Genomic DNA, 18,253 nt, shown 5'->3' with positions numbered 1-18,253 from the left:
GCTAAAAAAGCAGCAAAGAAAGCGACTAAGAAAGTAGCTAAAAAAGCGGCAAAGAAAGCGACTAAGAAAGTAGCTAAAAAAACAGCAAAGAAAGATACAAGTAAAAAAGACTCAACAACAGGTCTTTCTCGTGAAGAAGCAATTGCAATGTATAAAGAGAAACACAAGGATGCTCTTGATTCTCAACTAGCTGACTCACTAAAAGAATATGAGCTTGAAGACAAGCTTGCAGTGGCCGAAGAAACTAAGCTTGAAACAATTGAAGAAAGCGAAGATAGCGTTGGACTAGAAGCTACAGAAAACTACAGTGAGCCAGGACCAAATCTTCAAGAAGAATATAATCCTGACGATGAACAAGATGAAAAAGATGATATGAGCTTTGGATGGGGATACAATGATGCATTTGATTCTCCAGAAGAAGAAGTATCAACAGATGATCTTGATGAAGACGAAAGATATGCACTTGGTCTTGATAAGTCTGATGAAAATGAAGATGAGGATGATTTTTACTAAAATCTATTGAGATAAAATATAAATAACGAAAAAGCGGCTTTTGCCGCTTTTTCTATTTGGAACGATATTATGAAATTAGAATTTTTTTACTATACAGGTTGCCCATTTTGCCATCGAGTTATGGACGTTATTGAACAGCTAGGGATTAATTTAACTTATTGCGATATAATGAATGACACATCGGCCCTAGAAAGGCATATTAATACTACAGGAAGACGTACAGTTCCTTGTCTCTATATTGACGATAAGCCAATGTTTGAATCACAAGATATCATCAACTGGTTAGTTCAAAATAAGGATAAGCTTAAATAATTTTTTGAGGAAGTTATTCAATGGAAGTAAGAGACCCGGTCCACGGATCAATTCACATCTTAAAAGAAGAAGAACCAATTATTCGTGCAGACTTTTTTCAACGTCTTCGCAACATTAAACAACTAGGTTTCTCTGAATATATTTTTCCTGGTGCGACTCATACTCGTCTCATTCACTCTATTGGTGTGATGAAAGTTGGAGAGATGGCATTTGATCGTCTCTTTAAAAATCAAATCATCACAAAAGAGCACTTAAGAATTAAAGAAACTTTTAAGTTAGCTTGTCTTTTACACGATATTGGGCACGCTCCACTAAGTCACTCGACTGAAGTAGTGATGCCAAAGCTTAAGGATCTAAAAATTCCTCAAGAATATCTTCTAGGTCGTGACCTAACAAGTGACCGCCAAGCAACTCATGAAGACTACACGATCAAGGCCATTGCAGATAGCTCTCTTGCACACAGTTTAAAAGAAGTTGAAAAAACTTTTGGTGTTGAAAGAAAGTATATCGCGGATCTTATTCGTGGTGAAACTAACGATCATGACTATTTTAAGATTGATGGTATTAGCTACTTCCCTCTTCTTCATCAACTTGTTTCAAGTGAACTTGACTGTGACCGCATGGACTATCTTCTAAGAGATAGCTACTTCTGCGGGGTGAGCTACGGTTCTTACGATCTTGATTGGTTACTTGATAATCTTGAAGCTGCAATTATTGATGGGAAAGCTACATTAGGAATTTCTGAGAGAGCTGTCATCACTTTCGATGATTTCCTGCTAAGTCGCTACCACATGTTCATCATGGTTTACTTCCACTATCGTGCAGTTTGCCTTGAAAAACTTTTACAACGTTATTTTAAAACATCTCCATATGAGTACTTAATCCCGGCCGATATTGAAAAATATATTGAGCACGATGATTATCATCTTATGAAGATTTTAAGACACTCAAATAATCCATATGCAAAGGCGATTGTTAATAATCAAACGCCAGAAAAGATTTTTGAATCTTTCAACTCTTCACAATTGGCAACTCTTGAGAAGGTTCAAGCCTACTTAGAGTCTATCAATATGGAAGTGATTCGCTCTTCTTCAACTGGACGTCTATCTAAGTACTACGCAGCAGATAGGCCAAAGAACAAGGGGCAATACACGATGAAAGTTGTAAGGAATTCAAAAATGGGTGGTAAAACAGAGTACTTCGATATTAACGAAGCAACTGACCTATTCCACAAATTTTCGAAGTCCCATGCTATTAATAGACTTCATTGTGATATGGAAAAACTAAGCAAAGAGAATTTAGCAGAAATTAATAAAATTATTTCTTCAAATTAATCTTTGATTCTTTGGACTAGGCTCGTCAAGGTCGTCTATAATAAATAGATATGAATAAGTTTTCACTTTATGTGCTATTAATTTTGCTTTACCTCGGTATATCGAAGAGTTTTTCTCCATCTGAGAAGAGAACAATCTTTGTTCCAAATGCAAATGCATACGCAAATATTTTTAAGGGCTCACCTATTTCAGTTATTCTTGAAAGAGAGTTTTCAACAGGTGCCCTCATTAAAACTTATCACCACCGCTATCAAATCATTCATGCCTTTAAGGCACCACAAAGAATTAATGTAAGAATTTCTCGTGAGTTCTTTCTTGAGAACCAAGCAAATATAGGAATGTCTCTTTTTAGAAGATATGAAAATGATGTAAGCTCAACAGTTCCTATGCCTCCTGGCTCAATTTATATTGGCTCACCTGCTTATGGAACTTGGAGAACTTCAGATTCGGGACAGAAGGTTTGGCGCTTTCACCGAACATACAAGAACTTTCCTCAGCTTTTCCACTGGGGAGACTTCACCCCAACTTATGACTTCTATCGTAGAATGATTGTTCTTGAAAAGGCAAACTCTCCATTCTATGGCCTAAATAATGAGTTCGGAACAAAAGGTTCTGTAACGACAGCACACTACGCATTTAAGAAGAAGAGCGAAAACAAAACAACACTAAAAGACATATTGAAGAAATATACTAGTTTACCTAAGTGGGAACAAAAGAATGAATGAGTTATACGATAAATTAATTATTCGAATTATTTTTGCACTAATTATTTGCTTTATTATTTATATATATAAGCAAGCTCATTTAATTCTCTTTCCATCAATCAAGCACCAAATTTTAAAAAAATTCTCTCCATCGAAAAACTCAACTGACACGATCCACCTCTTTGGACGAATTATTGGTATTGGAATTATCTATTCAAATATTGTCATCAATGTTTCTGATGGGATGTACTTTGCACTAGGACAACTTTTCTTAGAGTCGATAATGGTTATCGCCCTCTACCTCGCTTCACTCTATATCTTAGAAAGCATTGTTCTCTACAATTTTGAATATGCTGATGAAATCTTACGTCGAAAAAATTACGCCTACGCTATTATATGTTTTTCTCACTCAATCTCGTTGGCCTATATTTTAAAAACAGTTATTAAGGTATCAAATAGCTCTCTGATTATGACGCTATTCCTATGGCTTTTTGCCGTTGTTCTCATAGGATTCTGCTCTAAGACTTTTCAAATTATTTCAAAGCTCTCTTTTAACAGGCTTCTTGTTCAAAAAAGCCTAGCTGTTGCAATTTCATACATGGGATTCATCTTAGGACTTTGTACGATTATCTCTTCTTCTCTTGATCACTCTCTTCAAGATATTAAGTGGTATACAATTCAAGTGATTCTAAAGATCCTACTTTCAATTATCATCATCCCTATTATTAGAAAGGGTCTTATTCTGGTCTTCTCAATTCAAGACGATCTACAAATTAAGAAAGACGATACTGACGATGCAAACCTAAGCGTAGAACTCGGTTATGGAATTTATGAAGGTGCTATTCTTTTCACTTCATGCTTCTTAACAACGGTTATCACTGGGAATATTTATTATGGAAATTTTTACCCGCTCTTCTAATTAGGGCCCGTTTTCTCATTGCTCCTCTTGTTTATCCGATATGGAGTTTGAACGAGGAGGAATTTCGTGGATTTAAAATATTTTCAAATGCTTGATTTTATCAATACTAGACTAACTAATATTGAACGCAACCTTGCAAAGATTGACGAAAAAGTCGACTTCTCAGTTTCACTTCAAAGAAATCATTTAATTCGCGTAAAGAACGGTGAATTCATTGATGATAATATGATTCTAATGGGACTCCCATATAATGACCTATCTCCTCGTAAGGCATTTGATGTCTATGAAGATAAGGACATGGATTATATTATTTTAGATATCACTCCAAAGGATTATGAAAAGCCTGTTAAGCTTGAGGGTGCAATTCATATTCCTTATGAAGATCTCGATCACCGCTATGTTGAGATCACAAATAAGACAACGCCAATCTTAGTTATTAGCGAAGATGGACTTAAGTCAATTCAAGCATGTGAAAAGCTGGTAAAGAAAGGCTTCTTTAACGTGAATAACGTTTCAGGTGGCTACAAGTTTTGGCCAGCAACACAAGGTTCCGTTGTTGTAAAAGTAGCTTAAACTATTTATTAAAAATCGAGTGATAGGTTGAGTTGAATTCTCGACTCTAATGTATGCCTTTCAACATTATTTAATTTGTTGTGCATATTCTCTAGAGTTGATTGAATTCTTTCAAGCTCAACCTCTCCAATTCTTCTCGAATAATTTCCTTCAATTAACTCAAGAACATCAAAGAGAGAGAACTTAAACTTCTCACCGTACTCAGTTAAATAAACGCGTTGTTCACGCTTATCAACTTCAGAAGACTTGCGAATGATATAGCCACGTTTTTGTAACTCATTTAAGTGACTCGTCATTGTTTGCTTCTTTAGGCCGCAAGCAGAACCAATCTCTTTGATTGTTGGGCCTTCGTTTTCACAAATATAAATAAGAATTTCAAGAAAGCTCGGCCTTAAGTCTGTAAAGCCTTTCTCTTGTAGATAACTAAGAATGTGATTACTGTAGATACGATAGATCTTCTTCAGTAAACTTCCAATTGCAGATACGTTCTTCATTGCATACCTCACTAACACGAATATTGTAGCGAGAGTAAAAAGACATAGTCAAATATTAGTACTATTTTAATCAAATCTTAAAATGAGCGCTCAAATCGATGAATTAATTCATAAGGCACTGATTTCACAAGTAACTGTCCCTGCTCCATCTCTCCACCTTCATGAATGGCGTCAGTATTTGGTAATTTAAGATCAGCAGTATGCACATATTCAAAATCTAACCCTAGATTCCACATATCTTCCTTTAGACGATCGAATAACTCGAATTCACTACCAAAGCCGGCCCCAAAAGCCTGTGGTGCGGATAGTAATAAGACAAGTGTTAAAAGTTTGATCATCTTTTTTGGCATATTTGCTCCATATTAAGGTGTATTACCTATATTGATGCATTATCGATGCCAAAAGCCCCCTTTTTTAAAAGAAGCGCCTCGTGTTCGAAATTGAAGTCGCGACCCCTATACAAACCCCAAAGGTTAAAAGAGATGAACCTCCATAGGACATTAGAGGTAGAGGCAGCCCTACAACAGGAAGTAGTCCCATTACCATCCCCATATTGATAAAGGTGTGCCAGAAGAAAATACTCATAACTCCAATAATGGTGACGGACTCAAATATTCGGCTGACGTTAACGGAAAGCCAGACAAATCGGAAGAATAAAAAGAGATAGAGTCCGATGAGAAGGATGGCCCCAAAGAACCCATGTTCTTCGTTATAAATTGAGAAAACAAAGTCAGTGTGATTTTCTGGAAGATAGTTAAGAGAAGCCTGAGACGACTTTCTTAATCCTTTACCAAATATCTTTCCTGAACCGATTGCAATTTTTGATTGAATGGCATTATATCCAGTCCCCTTTGCATCAGCTGTCGGATTGATGAATGTTCTAATACGATTTCGTTGATATTCTTTTAGGCCAAACTGATACATCACACCCCCACTCACAAGGCCCACAAGAGCGAGAATAAGAAGAGTCTTCCACTTTAGTTTTCTAAAAAATACCATTGTAAAGAAGATCAGAAGGATTAGGAGCCCTGTTCCTAAGTCTGGTTGAACGATAATCAAAATCGTTGGGATAAAAGCTAGGATGGCAGGCTTAATTAAGTCTTTTAGTCCTAATTCATTATCTGGAGCATAATTTCTAAAGTATCTTGCTAAGACGAAGATCACTGATATCTTCATTAACTCAGAGGGCTGAAACCTAATAGGCCCAATCATTAGCCAGCGTCTTGCCCCCATCCCTTTATGACCAAGAACAATTACTAAGATGAGTAAAACGATATTAAATAGGTAGATAGGCCAAGCAAAGCGATAGAGGTTTTGAGGGTTAATAAAGCTAATAACAAAAGCAATTACAATTGAAAGAGCATACCAACCGATCTGCACCTTAAATAAATTAGCATGCGCAGTCGAAGCAGATGCGTGAGTTGCCGAATAGAGATTTAGAATTCCGAAGAAAAAGATAACCGTACTTAAAAGAAAGAACGAGAAATCATACCTTTTAAAAAATTCTTTAATATTAGATAAATCCATTAAGCTCTCACTTTTTAATCTTCCGTTTGACCTTCATCATCGCCGTCAGACTCTTCATTCTTTTTTTCTTTTTCAGCTTTTAGCCTTTCAGCTTCTTGTCTCTTCTTTCTTCTATCAGCAAAGAAGTCAGACATAATCTTACGATCTTCCTTAGCGTAAATCTTATGAAGATCTGGCATATACTTTTTCATATATGTTGTCAGGACATTACGAACAATTGGCCCTGCAGCACCTGAACCTGAACAACCGTGTTCAACAACGGCCGCAACTGCAACACGTGGATTCTCATAAGGAGCAAAGGCAACAAATAAACCGTGGTGTCTTTGATTATATGGCTTATCAGCACATCGAGAGAAAAGCTCAGTTGTACTCATTGAAATAACTTGTGACGTTCCAGACTTACCGGCCATCTTAACTCCAGTACCTCTTACCCACCAACCGGTACCTCTTGGATGGTTAGCAACTTCATAAAGTCCTTGCCTTACATCAACTAGAGTTTGTTCACTTACTTTGGCCGTTTGAACAAGGTCTTCTTTAAAGCTTTTAATAATATCACCTTTATTATTAAAAACTTCTCTTACGATTTGTGGTTTATAGACTTTCCCACCATTAGCAATGGCCGCATAAGAAACAGCTAACTGAAGAGGTGTCGTTAACATATAAGACTGACCGATTACACAACTTACAGTTTCACCGTCTTGCCACTTCTCTCCGAAACGTTTTTCTTTCCACTCACGAGTTGGAATTAATCCCGTTGTTTCTCTAGGGAGAGCAATTCCAGTTTTTTCACCAAGGCCAAACATTCTCGAGTATTTTGCAAGAATATCAATATCAAGCTCAACCGCAATCTTATAATAATAAACGTCTACAGATCTTCTTAAAGATTTATATAAGTCAGTAATTCCGTGACCTGATCTTTTCCAGTCATTATATGTACGACGGCCTAGGCGAAAGCGAGGGCCACACATAACTTCATCTTTGGCCTTAATAATGCCTTCTTCTAAAGCAGCAATTGCTGTAAAGACTTTAAATGTTGAACCTGGTGCATAGTGATCTTGAATCGTACGATCGCGAAGAGGACGATCAGGATTATTAATGAGAGAGTTCCAATACTCTGAAGTTAGACCTTTTGAGAATTGCCCTGGATCGAAAGAAGGACGTGAAACCATCGTAAGAACTTCACCATTTCTAACGTCCACGGCCACAACTCCACCAACTTTCCCCTCAAGAGACTTATAGGCCGTCTTCTGCATATCACGATCAATAGTCAGCCTTAAGTTATTTCCAGGCGTCGCCTTTTTATTTTCAATTCCGGCAAGAATATTACTTGTACCAATTGAGCGACGCATACGTCCTCTGGCATCAACTTCCATAATTTGATAACCATCTTCTCCACGTAGATCGCGATCAAATCTTTCCTCAACACCAGCTTGTCCGATAAAGTCTCCAAGCTTATAGTCGATATTATCTCTTTTGCGATAGCGTGGAAGCTGGTTTTGAGAAATCTCACCAATATACCCTAATAAGTGAGAGCCTACTTCCTTGTCTCGATATTCACGTGAAATAAATGTTTCAACCTGAACACCTGGAAGCTTTTCGTTTTCAGTCTCAATAATTGCAACTTCTTTATTAGAGATATTCTTCTTAATACGAACAGGACGATAGCGCGCCTGTCCACGATACTTTTTTAAAGTCGAATGAATTTCTTTCTCACTCATATCAAGAATCTTAGAAAGCTTTTTAATCGTCTCTTTTCTATTATCAAGATATTGAGGAATGATAACTAAGTCGAAGCGAGGAACGTTATCAACTAGTAGTTGATTATTACGAGAAAAAATCATTCCCCTAGGGGCCTTAACCGTTTCTTTTCTTAGTCGGTTTTGAATTGAGTATTGATACAGAAGATCACCTTGGTAAATCTGTAAGTACCATAAACGTATTAAAATAACCGCGAATGCAAGTGTGATTAATGTAAATAGAATGTCGGCCCTAGTCTTATGGGACCGAACTACTTCTTCTTCAGCAAACATTAGACATTATTCCCCATGAGGCCTTCACTCTTCGTTCTCCATACCTTATCAAGTAGTGAGAAGAAAATTGGAGCTAATAAAGATAAGATAATACTCTCAGGAATAAAGCGCCAAAATTTCTGTACAATATAATCGAAGCTATCAAACTTTAAGTAAAGTAATGATGAACTAATTAAAAACCAAAGTACTTGGAAGAGAAAAACTGTAAGCATTGTAATAAAGCTACTTGTAAAATGTAGAAGGTCTCTTAAGTAACCAATAACAATACAAATCAGAATTCCTGAAATCGTTCCATACTCCCATCCTTCAATAGAGAATAGAGAGTGTGTTAACTGAAGAATTAAAATGATAATTGCAAGGTATGGAGTCTCTAATTTAAAACCAATATACAGAACAAGAAGTACATTAAATGGAATCATATATTTGTTAAGGCCAAATAGCGGTAAGAACGCACTGGCCAGAACTTCTAATACAATAAGGATTAATACAGTAATCAGTAATCGAATTGGGATATCTGAAGACTTAATCATCTCCCATCTCCTTGTTGGGCATTATTCTCTAGAGCTTCCCACTCCACTCGCTTCTTATCTTGATCCTCAGAAGGAACAAGAACAGCAACTTCTTCTAGTTTTGAAAAGTCGACAGTAGGAGTTACCTCAAGGTGTTGAGTAATCCCATAACTCTCTCTTTCAATCTTTGTGATAATCCCTACTGGAATTCCGCGCGGATAAATATTTCCAAGACCGGAAGTAATAACTAAATCATTTAGACGAACAGGGTCCGTACGAACCACATATTTCATCACAGTTCGCCAACCAGAATACCCTTCTAAGATACCGTATGAGCGAGTGCGATTTACAATGACATCAACGCGGTTACTTGGATCAAGAATTGTTAAAATATCTGCAAAGTGATCTGTGAGACGATAAACGTAACCAACAATCCCATCAGAAGTGACAACTGTTGATTGCAACTTGATCCCATCTTTAAAACCTTTATCGATACGAATAACTCTGAAGTCACTTGATGAATCCCACGCAACGACTTGGGCAGAAATCATCTCGTGTTTGATTTTTTTACCAAAATTTAAGATTTGACGCAGACGTTGATTTTCTTGCTCTAATTGCTTTAACGCAAAGACCTCTTGCTTAAGAGAACCAATTTGTTCTTTAAGAGAGACATTTTCTTTCGACGCATTAACATTGAGCATATAGTCTTCAAAGAATGATGCAACATTCTTGTATGCATTTGAAATACCTCTTTGAAGAGGGGCCAAGGTGTCCATCATAACATTTTCAAAAATAGAGGCTTCTTTATAAGGGGCCTTACGCTTTGACACGCCGTAAAATGCAAGTGATAGGACAACTAGGTTAATGATTAATTTGGTTCGAGATCCTTCCGATGCAATTAGCTTCATTCTAATCCTAAGTTGCTATTTTTTTTTATATTAAAAGAGTACACAGGATTATTTAAACTGCCAATATTCTTTACGGAGTAGCATATTTAAGTGATAATAACGAAAATTAAAATTACATGGAGTGGTAAAATGTCATCTAATTTTCAGAAAAAATCATCGCAGATATTCCTGACTCTTTTTATCGGAATTATCGTTATTTCATTCATGGTTTCAGGCCCTTTCTTCAACACAGGTACACCAGACTCAATTGGTAGTGTTGCCGGTCATGATATCAAGGTACGTGACTTCAATATGGAAGTTCAAAGACAATCAGATTTTTATTCTAAGTTTATTGGTGGGGGACAACCTCTTACTTCTCAACAAATGAGCCAGTACAAAGTTTACGACAACGCGATCAGAAATTTAGTATTCCAAAAACTAAGAGTTGTTCTTGCTGAAGACCTTGGTGTTCTTGTTTCAAAAGATGAAGTAATTAACGACATTAAAAATACTTCATACTTTCAAACTAATAAGCAATTTGACATCAATAAGTACAAGACTCTTCTTTCATACAATAAATTCACTCCAGAAAATTATGAAGAAGAAACAAAAGAAAGAATTGCACAAAGAAAACTTCAAAATATTGTTCAACATGTACCTGTTTCAAAGGCACTTACTGAAGAACTGAACAAATTATATAATGAAAAGAGAAATGCAAAGATTATCACAATCAAAAATGCAAACGTTAGAAAGCTTGTAACAATCTCTTCTTCAGATATCACTGAGTTCTTAAAAGAAGAAGCTAACAAGGCAAAAGTTGAGTCTCTATTTAAAGACAAACTTCCACTACTAAGCCAACAAGAAGAAGTAAAAACAAGACATATCTTAATTACTTTTGAAAATGGTAATGAAGCAGATGCACTAAAAGAAGCAAATAAAATTAGAAAAGAAGTTAATAAGAAGAACTTCGTAGCACTTGCAAAGAAGTACACGCAAGAGCCACAAGGAAAGGCCAACGGTGGAGACCTTAACTGGGTTAAGCGTGGTCAAATGGTTCCAGAGTTTGAAAAAGCAACTTTCACACTTAAGAAAGGTGAAATCTCTCAGCCAGTTAAAACTTCTTATGGTTACCACATTATCTACGCTGAAGATCGCAAAGAAGCTGTTACAGCAAAACTAGCGGATCACCAAAAAGATATTGCAAAAGAAATTCTTCAAAAAGAAAAAGATGTTGCTCCTCTAATGAAGAAAGCAATCACAGAAGTACAAAAAGCTGCTTCAAACTCAAAAGCACTAAGTGCACTTGAAAAGAAGTACGGACTTGGTATTAAAGAAATCAATATCAATAAACTTGAAGGTGCTGGGCCAACAGGTGAACTTGATGAAAAACAAGTTGCTGAAGTTTTCACAAAAGACTCAGGTCTATTTACTTTTGAAGATGCAACACAAACAACAATTGTTGCAACGACACCTGCTAAGTCAACAGATTCAAAGGGTTATGATGTAAATTCACTTACTAATATTAGTGCTCAACAAACTCTAAAAACTCTGCTAGATAAGTTAGGTAAAGAATATACTTTCAAGCAAAATAAATACGCACAATTACCACAGTAATTTTAAATAATTTGGAGAAGTGAGATGGCCGACAAAAGCGCAAAATTTGATCAAAATGTAGATGGAAAATTCTATGTTGATGACCAATGCATCGCCTGTGATGCTTGCGTTATGGAGGCCCCTCGCTTCTTTGAAATGAATGACGATGAAGGACACGCCTTCGTAAAACTTCAACCTTCAAACGATGCAGAACTTGAAGAATGTATGTCAGCTCTTGAGGCATGCCCAGTTGAAGCAATTGGTGAGGACGGTTAAGTCCTCAATTTCTTTGCAACAACCTCTCCTCTCACCTCCTCCTAAACCACTAAAATCACATTAAATTAAATCAAATTGAATTAAAGTTATCTGCCTAAATAACCGAGTAGTATAATATGGTTATGAGGTTAAAAACCCTATTTATTCTTACTAGCTTAAGCCTTAGTGCCGTTGCCAAAAATAGCAACGACAATGCGGAGGCACGCTACCTTCAAGTTCTAACAAGTCAAAACCCAATGTTTGAAAGTGCCATGAGTGTACCAGGCGTTCAAGATATGTACTCTGAATGCTATCGATTGGAATCTGAAAAGAACACCTTTAGTGGAGTTGATCTTGGTAATTGTCTTTGGGGAAGAATTCAGGCCGATGAGGGAACCCTTAAACAAATCAATAAATTAGTTGAAAAGCAAAGTGGTAAGAAAGGCTCTGGCCGTTACCGCACAACGATGGATACAACGAAAGGAACATCTAAGGGACTTGAAACCTTAAAACAATTTCTTATCGAAAAACTAGAAAAGGCACTCTACGGGGAATTTGATAGTACAAAAGGTAAGTTTGATAAAATTGCCAGCCAGAAAACTTTCTTTGAATTATACAAAACACAATTAGGTAAGAATATTATCTCAGCGGCCACAAGCTACTGTATCGAATCAAAGAACTATGGCTACCCTCTTATCTCTGAAGATGAAGCAGAAAGAGAAAGAATCAAAAATGAAAACCTTGCAGGCCTTAATCAAACAGTTGTTAAAACAGACCCAAACACAGGTGAGCAGAAACAAGTTCTTAAATCGGCCAGTAATTGGGAAGCTTGTATTGGAAATATTAATGCTGTCTGCTACGCAGGTGCGGCCGGAGGTGAATTCAAAGTCTTCAGCCCCGACCCAAGTAACGCTCAAGGTGGGCGCAAGGTCGTTCGTGCAGATATCGTCAATGAATGTGCCAAACATGTTAAAGGCAAAGACAGTGATGAAAAAGTTGATAAGTGTGATTCCCTCGTTCGCTACTCATACCCTAGAGCGTGTAATGTTATTCAATATATTGAGTTAGCAAGACAGAGTATTACGACAACTGATGGAATCGCAAAGAAGTTTGAAAAACTGCAAGGAGCAGACAGTTTATCAAACGTAAAAATGTACGACTCAAGAGAAAACTCTGACGAGAGTATTGATGCTCTCACAACAATCTCTTCTGGGGATGCGATGGAAGCAATGGCCAAAGGTCAAAAAGAAGAAATCGCAGCAATGGAAGAATGCTACAAAGACGGCAAAATTGTTGACGGCGAAGCTTGTCAGAAATTCCTTTCGTCAAATAGAGAAGAACAATACTCCTTACTTGGAGAGCTTAAGGTTCAAGAAGAAGTCACACTACAAAAACTTAAGGATATCGAAGATAATCCAGAAGAAGTTGCAAAGCTATTAATTGAAGAAGGTTACACTGAAGATGAAGCAAAGAATCTTGCTACAGTACAAGGTGTAAAGGATCAAATCGCCAAGCGCTACGAAGCGAAGAAAGATGCTATCCTTCAGTCACTAAGTGATGAAATAAAGAAGCATACAACAAAGGGTGATGAATTTAGCGAAATCGAAGACCTTGAGACAATAGCAGCACTTGCTGAAAAAACGCAAAAGAGAGCGGAGAATTTTTCAAAGCTCGTTCACTTCAATAATATTGTTTCTTCATACCTTGAAATTCGAAGTGGTGATGAGAACGAAGACACTCAACGAAACACTCGTGCACTTGCCATGGAAATGAAGAACTCAATTCTGTCAGAAGAAAATCGTGAAAAGTATCAAGAGATGGGAGTTGACCTAGGCTCAATTGGCTACTCTGCTGATGAGCTTAATGAAAAGTTTGCATCAACTGGTATGGATTATTCTGAATCTTCAAATGATGATGCCACACTTGATGTTGGTGACATTAACACTTATCTTTTAAGTTTATTTAAGGGTGAGTAGTTTAGGTTCCAGCAGACTTTTACGTAAGCACTGCGCTGTACCCTACTTCCAATTTAAATGGGGATTGTTGCTAACTTTCACTTCGTAAAAATGTCGCTTTTGGTTATATGAGAAGTTTTGTTGCTAACTTTAGCGAAGCTAAAGTGTCGCTAAGTACAAAGTTTTTTTTCTCCTGAGACACATCCTGCGGCAAAAGTGCCCCAAAGGGCAGTTTTGAAGCAGAGATGAATGTGACCCAAGAAACAAAGAGCATAGCTCGCGTGTTTCGGTCATGTAAGAAAGATTGTTTACTCATTTTCACTTTGTGAAAATATCGTTTTTCTTTGCGGTTTCTTTCCCATTGCTCCTGAGACACATCCTGCGGCAAAAGTGCCCCAAAGGGCAGTTTTGAAGCAGAGATGAATGTGACCCAAGAAACAAAGAGCGTAGCTCGCGTGTTTCGGTCATGTAAGAAAGATTGTTTGCTAACTTTCACTTCGTGAAAGTGTCGCTTTTTTTGCGACATCTTTCCCATTGCTCCTGAGACAACAAAGCCGGGCTTGAACCCGGCTTGTTGAAATAATTTTTTAGCTAAAGATTGGGGAGCTGGCGTAGCGTCCAATAGTTTGCCTGTGGGCAAACAATGACGCTACTCCTCATCCATAATAGCTTTAACAGATGACTTAGTTTCGAAAGCGATATCTTGATCGTCTTCTGCATCAATATCATCAACTTCGTCAAAGCTTTCATCCGCTTCGATATCCATCTCACGAAGAACATCAACGAATGACTTATCATCACTAAGATCTTTTAAGACCTCATCGATTACTTTTACAGGATATTTACCAATAATCTCTTTTACGTATTTCTGAAGCATTCCCTCTTCAAGAATAGAGATTTTGTTTTTGATCTCTTTCCAATACCCAATATAGTGAAGACGACAGAAACCAGCTGTTGTTGCAGGGTTATCACATCCCTTTGCTAAACACTCGTCTGTATCACCAAGGAAGTAGTCTAAAGTTTCAGCAAGTCTAAATACTTCTTCTACCTTCTCTTCTTCTGTCGATGGAAGTGGAGTCTTTTTAATAACAACTTCTTCTTCCTCTTCTTCAGGAACAACTTTTTCCTCAACCTCTTCGACTTCTTCAACTTCTTCTTCAAAAAGTTCAGGCTGAAGCTCAACAACTTCTTCTACTTCAACTACTTCTTCAACAATCTCTTCCTTCTTAGCTTTTGCTTTAGTTGGTTTCGTCGTTGCTTTCTTAGCAGTTGTTTTTGCAGCAGCTTTTTTAGTTGTTTTCTTTGCAACTTTCTTAACAGGTGCTTTAGTCGCTTTCTTTGCTACTTTCTTTGCTGCAGCTTTTGTTGTTTTCTTGGCTACTTTCTTAGTCACTTTCTTAGCTGCCTTTTTTGTAACTTTCTTAGCTACTTTCTTTGCTGTTTTTGGGGCAGCTTTCTTAGTTGTTTTTTTGGCTACTTTTTTGGCCGCTTTCTTAGTTACTTTCTTTGCAGATTTTTTAGCTGTCTTTTTCGTAACTTTCTTTGCTGCTTTCTTAGCTACTTTTTTTGCAGTCTTTTTAGCTGTTTTTGGAGCTGCTTTTTTAGTAGTTTTCTTAGTTGTCTTTTTTGCAACTTTCTTCGCAGCTTTTTTAGCTGTTTTCTTCTTAGTAGTTTTTTTGGCCATGCCTACTTTCTCCAAGATTTTCTTTAACATAACAAGTTAAAACCGTATCACTTCTCTTTCAATTGAACAACTATCTACTTTAAGCTCTTAAGCTCATTAGCAGCGATAACCACTCTTTGAATCTCTGAAGTCCCTTCATAAATTTCTGTAATTTTAGCATCACGGAAGAATCTCTCAACCGGATACTCTTTTGTATAACCATTACCACCACAAACTTGAATTGCTTGAGTTGTAATCCACATTGCAGATTCAGCAGCAAAAAGCTTAGCTTGAGCTGATTGTAGTGAGTATTCTTCACCATTATCTTTTCTGCGAGATGCTTCCCAAATCAGAAGACGAGATGCAGCAAGTTTTGTACTCATATCAGCAAGTTTAAACTGAATTGCTTGAAGAGCATGTAGAGGCTTTCCAAACTGAACTCTTTCATTTGAGTAGTGCTTAGCATAACGGAAAGCAGCTTCACCAATACCTAGGGCTTGAGCAGCAATACCAATACGTCCACCATCAAGAGTATTCATGGCAATTTTGAAACCTTTTTCATATTCACCAAGTAAATTCTCTTTTGGAACTCTTACTTTGTCGAATGCAATTTGAGCTGTAGAAGACCCTTTGATCCCAAGCTTTTCTTCACATTTCATAACTTCGAAACCTTCCGAGTCACACTCAACGATGAATGCAGAGATTCCTTTGTAGTTATCTGTCTTTGAAGTTTTTGCAAAAACAACTGCAATATTTGCTTCTTTACCATTTGTAATAAAGTTCTTAGTTCCAGTGATTTCATAGTAATCACCTTTATCTTCTGCATAAGTTGTTAATGAACCTGCATCTGTCCCAGCGTTTGGTTCAGATAGACAGAAACAACCAATATGCTCACCTGAAGCAAGTTTTGGAAGATATTTTTTCTTTTGCTCTTCATTACCAAAGTTTAAAATCGGGTAAACACAAAGAGATGTGTGAGCTGAAATTAAAACACCAGTTGAAGCACATGCGCGAGAGATCTCTTCAACGATAATTGAATATGAAACGTAGTCCATACCTGCTCCACCATACTCTTCTGGAACATATGAACCTAGGAAACCATTTTCACCAAGCTTACCAACAAGCTCAGTTGGAATCTTTTCATTCTTATCAATAGAAGCAGCAAGTGGTGCAACTTCACTGTCTGCAAATTTAGAAACGAGGTCTCTAAGTTCTTGGTAGTCACTTAACATCATTTATTATTCCCCTTTAAATACAGGTTTTCTTTTTTCAACAAAAGCCGCACTCCCTTCTTTCATATCGTAAGAAGAGAAAATATCACCAAAGTGGCGAGCTTCAATATCTAGACCTTGTTCAATAGTAAGGTCATTACCTTCATTCATAATTTGTTTAGAAATTGCGATAGCATTTGGTGAATTCTTAGCAATGCTTTCTAAAGTTTTCATTGCCTCATCAAGCATTTCTTGTTGTGTTTCAAAAGAGCGAACAACAAGACCAATTTCTTTTGCTTCATTAATATCTACATTACGTCCAGTGTAGATAATTTCTTTAGCACGATTGCGACCAATAAGCTTAGCAAGTCTTTGTGTTCCACCAAAACCAGGAACAAGACCTAACTTTACTTCAGGCTGACCAAATACTGCAGTATTTGTTGCATAGATAAAGTCACATGCCATGGCCATCTCGCAACCACCACCAAGTGCAAAACCATTTACACAAGCGATCACTGGAATATTTAAACCTTCAAATAGAAGCGTTACATCTTGACCAAGAGTTGAGAAGTCATGTCCTTCATCAACACTCATATCACTCATTTCTGCAATATCTGCACCAGCAATAAATGCCTTCTCACCTGCACCTGTAAAAATCATCCCCTTAAGGTCATGACCTTCACTTAGTGAAGATAGGAAATCCTTTAGCTCGTGAAGAACTTGAGAGTTAAGAGCATTATATTTCTTTTCACGGTTAACTTTTAAAACACCAAAGTCACCCATTTTTTCAAATGCGATTGTTTCGAAATTAGTATTCATAAACACCCTTTCCAACTTTACGCCCAAAACGGCCAGCTGTTACGTATTTCTTTAGAAGTGGACAAGGACGGTACTTAGTATCTCCTAGGCCATCGTGAAGAACTTCCATAATTGCTAAACAAGTATCAAGACCAATAAAGTCAGCTAACTCTAGTGGACCCATTGGCTGGTTACAACCAAGTTTCATGGCATCATCAATTCCCTTAGCTTCAGCAACGCCTTCATATAAAGTGTAGAAAGCTTCGTTAATCATTGGCATAAGAATTCTATTAACAGCAAATCCTGCTACATCGTCTGCACGTACAACAGTTTTTCCCATTTTAGTTGCAGCTTCTTCTACTGCATTAATTGTTTCAGCACTTGTCTCAAGTCCCGTGATTGTTTCAACAAGCTTCATTACTGGAACTGGATTCATAAAGTGCATTCCTGCTACTTTCGCTGGGCGAGAAGTTGCAGCAGCAATTTCAGTAATTGAAATTGAAGAAGTATTCGAAGCAAGAATCGCTTCCGGTTTTGCAATTTCATCTAACTGCTTAAAAATTTTAAATTTAATTTCTTTGTTTTCAGTTGCAGCCTCGATGAATAGGTCACAATCTTTAAGATCGTCCATATCCGAAGTTGCTGTTAGGTTTGCAAGAGTTGTCTCAACATATGACTGCTCCCACTTTCCTTTAGTAACACCTTTGTCTAATTGCTTTTTGATAAAGTTGTAACCGAACTCAAGGCCCTCGGCCGAGATATCATACATAAAAACTTTATAGTCATTCATGGCGGCAACTTGAGCAATCCCACGCCCCATTTGCCCTGCTCCAATAACGGCAATTTGTTTAATCATTGTGTCTCCTTTGTATTGGCATTGAAAGTACCTAATTTATAAGGGATCGTCCATTAAATTACTGGTAAATAGGGCCTTATTTGGTCCTATGGACCACCCAGTGCATACAATAAATTATAG

General features: G+C 37.2%; 19 protein-coding genes and 1 pseudogene. 9 read left to right on the top strand and 11 right to left on the bottom strand.

What is annotated here, in order from left to right; all coding sequences use genetic code 11:
• The 6 genes and pseudogenes from ABMA72_RS12055 to ABMA72_RS12030 form a co-directional block, all read left to right on the top strand.
• A pseudogene (locus ABMA72_RS12055) lies at positions 1-513 on the top strand (histone protein); the annotation flags it as partial.
• A gap of 69 nt (positions 514-582) precedes the next feature.
• On the top strand, positions 583-825 hold the full coding sequence (locus ABMA72_RS12050; RefSeq protein ID WP_392858554.1) for a glutaredoxin family protein: 243 nt from the start codon (positions 583-585) through the stop codon (positions 823-825).
• A gap of 20 nt (positions 826-845) precedes the next feature.
• On the top strand, positions 846-2,159 hold the full coding sequence (locus tag ABMA72_RS12045) for an HD domain-containing protein (RefSeq protein WP_392858553.1): 1,314 nt from the start codon (positions 846-848) through the stop codon (positions 2,157-2,159).
• 50 nt (positions 2,160-2,209) lie between these two features.
• A complete protein-coding gene (locus tag ABMA72_RS12040) occupies positions 2,210-2,884 on the top strand; it encodes a hypothetical protein (protein ID WP_392858550.1) in 675 nt (224 codons plus the stop codon).
• Positions 2,877-3,782: a hypothetical protein gene (locus ABMA72_RS12035; protein ID WP_392858549.1), complete on the top strand. Its 906-nt coding sequence runs from the start codon at positions 2,877-2,879 to the stop codon at positions 3,780-3,782. The genes ABMA72_RS12040 and ABMA72_RS12035 overlap by 8 nt, the downstream gene beginning before the upstream one ends.
• A gap of 66 nt (positions 3,783-3,848) precedes the next feature.
• The gene (locus tag ABMA72_RS12030) at positions 3,849-4,355 is read left to right on the top strand and encodes a rhodanese-like domain-containing protein (RefSeq protein ID WP_392858547.1); all 507 of its coding nucleotides are present in this window, start codon (positions 3,849-3,851) and stop codon (positions 4,353-4,355) included.
• Positions 4,356-4,363: 8 nt separating this feature from the next.
• On the opposite strand, the gene ABMA72_RS12025 is transcribed toward ABMA72_RS12030, so the two are convergent.
• The 6 genes from ABMA72_RS12025 to mreC all read right to left on the bottom strand — a co-directional run bounded on the left by ABMA72_RS12025 (position 4,364) and on the right by mreC (position 9,823).
• Positions 4,364-4,849, bottom strand: coding sequence for a MarR family winged helix-turn-helix transcriptional regulator (locus tag ABMA72_RS12025; RefSeq protein ID WP_392858546.1), 486 nt, complete (start codon positions 4,847-4,849; stop codon positions 4,364-4,366).
• Between the two features lie 77 nt (positions 4,850-4,926).
• Complete coding sequence (locus tag ABMA72_RS12020; RefSeq protein WP_392858544.1) at positions 4,927-5,199, bottom strand: hypothetical protein; 273 nt, start codon at positions 5,197-5,199, stop codon at positions 4,927-4,929.
• Positions 5,200-5,263: 64 nt separating this feature from the next.
• A complete protein-coding gene (rodA, locus tag ABMA72_RS12015; protein ID WP_392858542.1) occupies positions 5,264-6,376 on the bottom strand; it encodes a rod shape-determining protein RodA in 1,113 nt (370 codons plus the stop codon).
• Between the two features lie 14 nt (positions 6,377-6,390).
• Positions 6,391-8,406, bottom strand: a complete 2,016-nt coding sequence (mrdA, locus tag ABMA72_RS12010) for a penicillin-binding protein 2 (protein ID WP_393057257.1) — start codon at positions 8,404-8,406, stop codon at positions 6,391-6,393.
• Entirely contained in the window at positions 8,406-8,936 is a 531-nt protein-coding gene (locus ABMA72_RS12005; RefSeq protein ID WP_021268664.1) for a hypothetical protein, read from the bottom strand. The genes mrdA and ABMA72_RS12005 overlap by 1 nt, the downstream gene beginning before the upstream one ends.
• The gene (gene mreC, locus ABMA72_RS12000; protein ID WP_392858539.1) at positions 8,933-9,823 is read right to left on the bottom strand and encodes a rod shape-determining protein MreC; all 891 of its coding nucleotides are present in this window, start codon (positions 9,821-9,823) and stop codon (positions 8,933-8,935) included. Before mreC ends, ABMA72_RS12005 begins: the two co-directional genes overlap by 4 nt.
• Positions 9,824-9,952: 129 nt before the next feature.
• Here mreC and ABMA72_RS11995 point away from each other — a divergent pair, with 129 nt between their 5' ends.
• The 3 genes from ABMA72_RS11995 to ABMA72_RS11985 all read left to right on the top strand — a co-directional run bounded on the left by ABMA72_RS11995 (position 9,953) and on the right by ABMA72_RS11985 (position 13,626).
• Positions 9,953-11,416: a SurA N-terminal domain-containing protein gene (locus ABMA72_RS11995; protein WP_393057256.1), complete on the top strand. Its 1,464-nt coding sequence runs from the start codon at positions 9,953-9,955 to the stop codon at positions 11,414-11,416.
• Positions 11,417-11,440: 24 nt separating this feature from the next.
• Positions 11,441-11,671 carry a ferredoxin gene (locus tag ABMA72_RS11990; RefSeq protein ID WP_021268351.1) on the top strand — a complete coding sequence of 77 codons (231 nt, stop codon included), beginning with the start codon at positions 11,441-11,443 and terminating at the stop codon, positions 11,669-11,671.
• A 122-nt stretch (positions 11,672-11,793) separates the two neighbouring features.
• Positions 11,794-13,626, top strand: coding sequence for a hypothetical protein (locus ABMA72_RS11985; protein WP_392858534.1), 1,833 nt, complete (start codon positions 11,794-11,796; stop codon positions 13,624-13,626).
• A gap of 103 nt (positions 13,627-13,729) precedes the next feature.
• Here ABMA72_RS11985 and ABMA72_RS11980 read toward each other — a convergent pair whose 3' ends face one another.
• From ABMA72_RS11980 to ABMA72_RS11960, 5 genes are all read right to left on the bottom strand, one after another.
• On the bottom strand, positions 13,730-14,227 hold the full coding sequence (locus ABMA72_RS11980) for a hypothetical protein (protein WP_393057254.1): 498 nt from the start codon (positions 14,225-14,227) through the stop codon (positions 13,730-13,732).
• 27 nt (positions 14,228-14,254) lie between these two features.
• Positions 14,255-15,289 carry a hypothetical protein gene (locus tag ABMA72_RS11975; protein ID WP_393057252.1) on the bottom strand — a complete coding sequence of 345 codons (1,035 nt, stop codon included), beginning with the start codon at positions 15,287-15,289 and terminating at the stop codon, positions 14,255-14,257.
• Between the two features lie 74 nt (positions 15,290-15,363).
• Positions 15,364-16,503 (bottom strand): acyl-CoA dehydrogenase, encoded by a 1,140-nt coding sequence (locus tag ABMA72_RS11970; RefSeq protein WP_392858529.1) that lies wholly within the window; start codon positions 16,501-16,503, stop codon positions 15,364-15,366.
• Positions 16,504-16,506: 3 nt separating this feature from the next.
• Complete coding sequence (locus tag ABMA72_RS11965) at positions 16,507-17,298, bottom strand: enoyl-CoA hydratase-related protein (protein ID WP_392858528.1); 792 nt, start codon at positions 17,296-17,298, stop codon at positions 16,507-16,509.
• Positions 17,288-18,133, bottom strand: a complete 846-nt coding sequence (locus ABMA72_RS11960) for a 3-hydroxybutyryl-CoA dehydrogenase (RefSeq protein WP_393057250.1) — start codon at positions 18,131-18,133, stop codon at positions 17,288-17,290. Before ABMA72_RS11960 ends, ABMA72_RS11965 begins: the two co-directional genes overlap by 11 nt.
• Between the last annotated feature and the right edge of the window lie 120 nt (positions 18,134-18,253).

Source organism: Halobacteriovorax sp. CON-3 (assembly GCF_043196995.1).
Classification (GTDB): Bacteria; Bdellovibrionota; Bacteriovoracia; order Bacteriovoracales; family Bacteriovoracaceae; genus Halobacteriovorax_A.
This window is presented reverse-complemented; position numbering and strand designations above follow the sequence as displayed.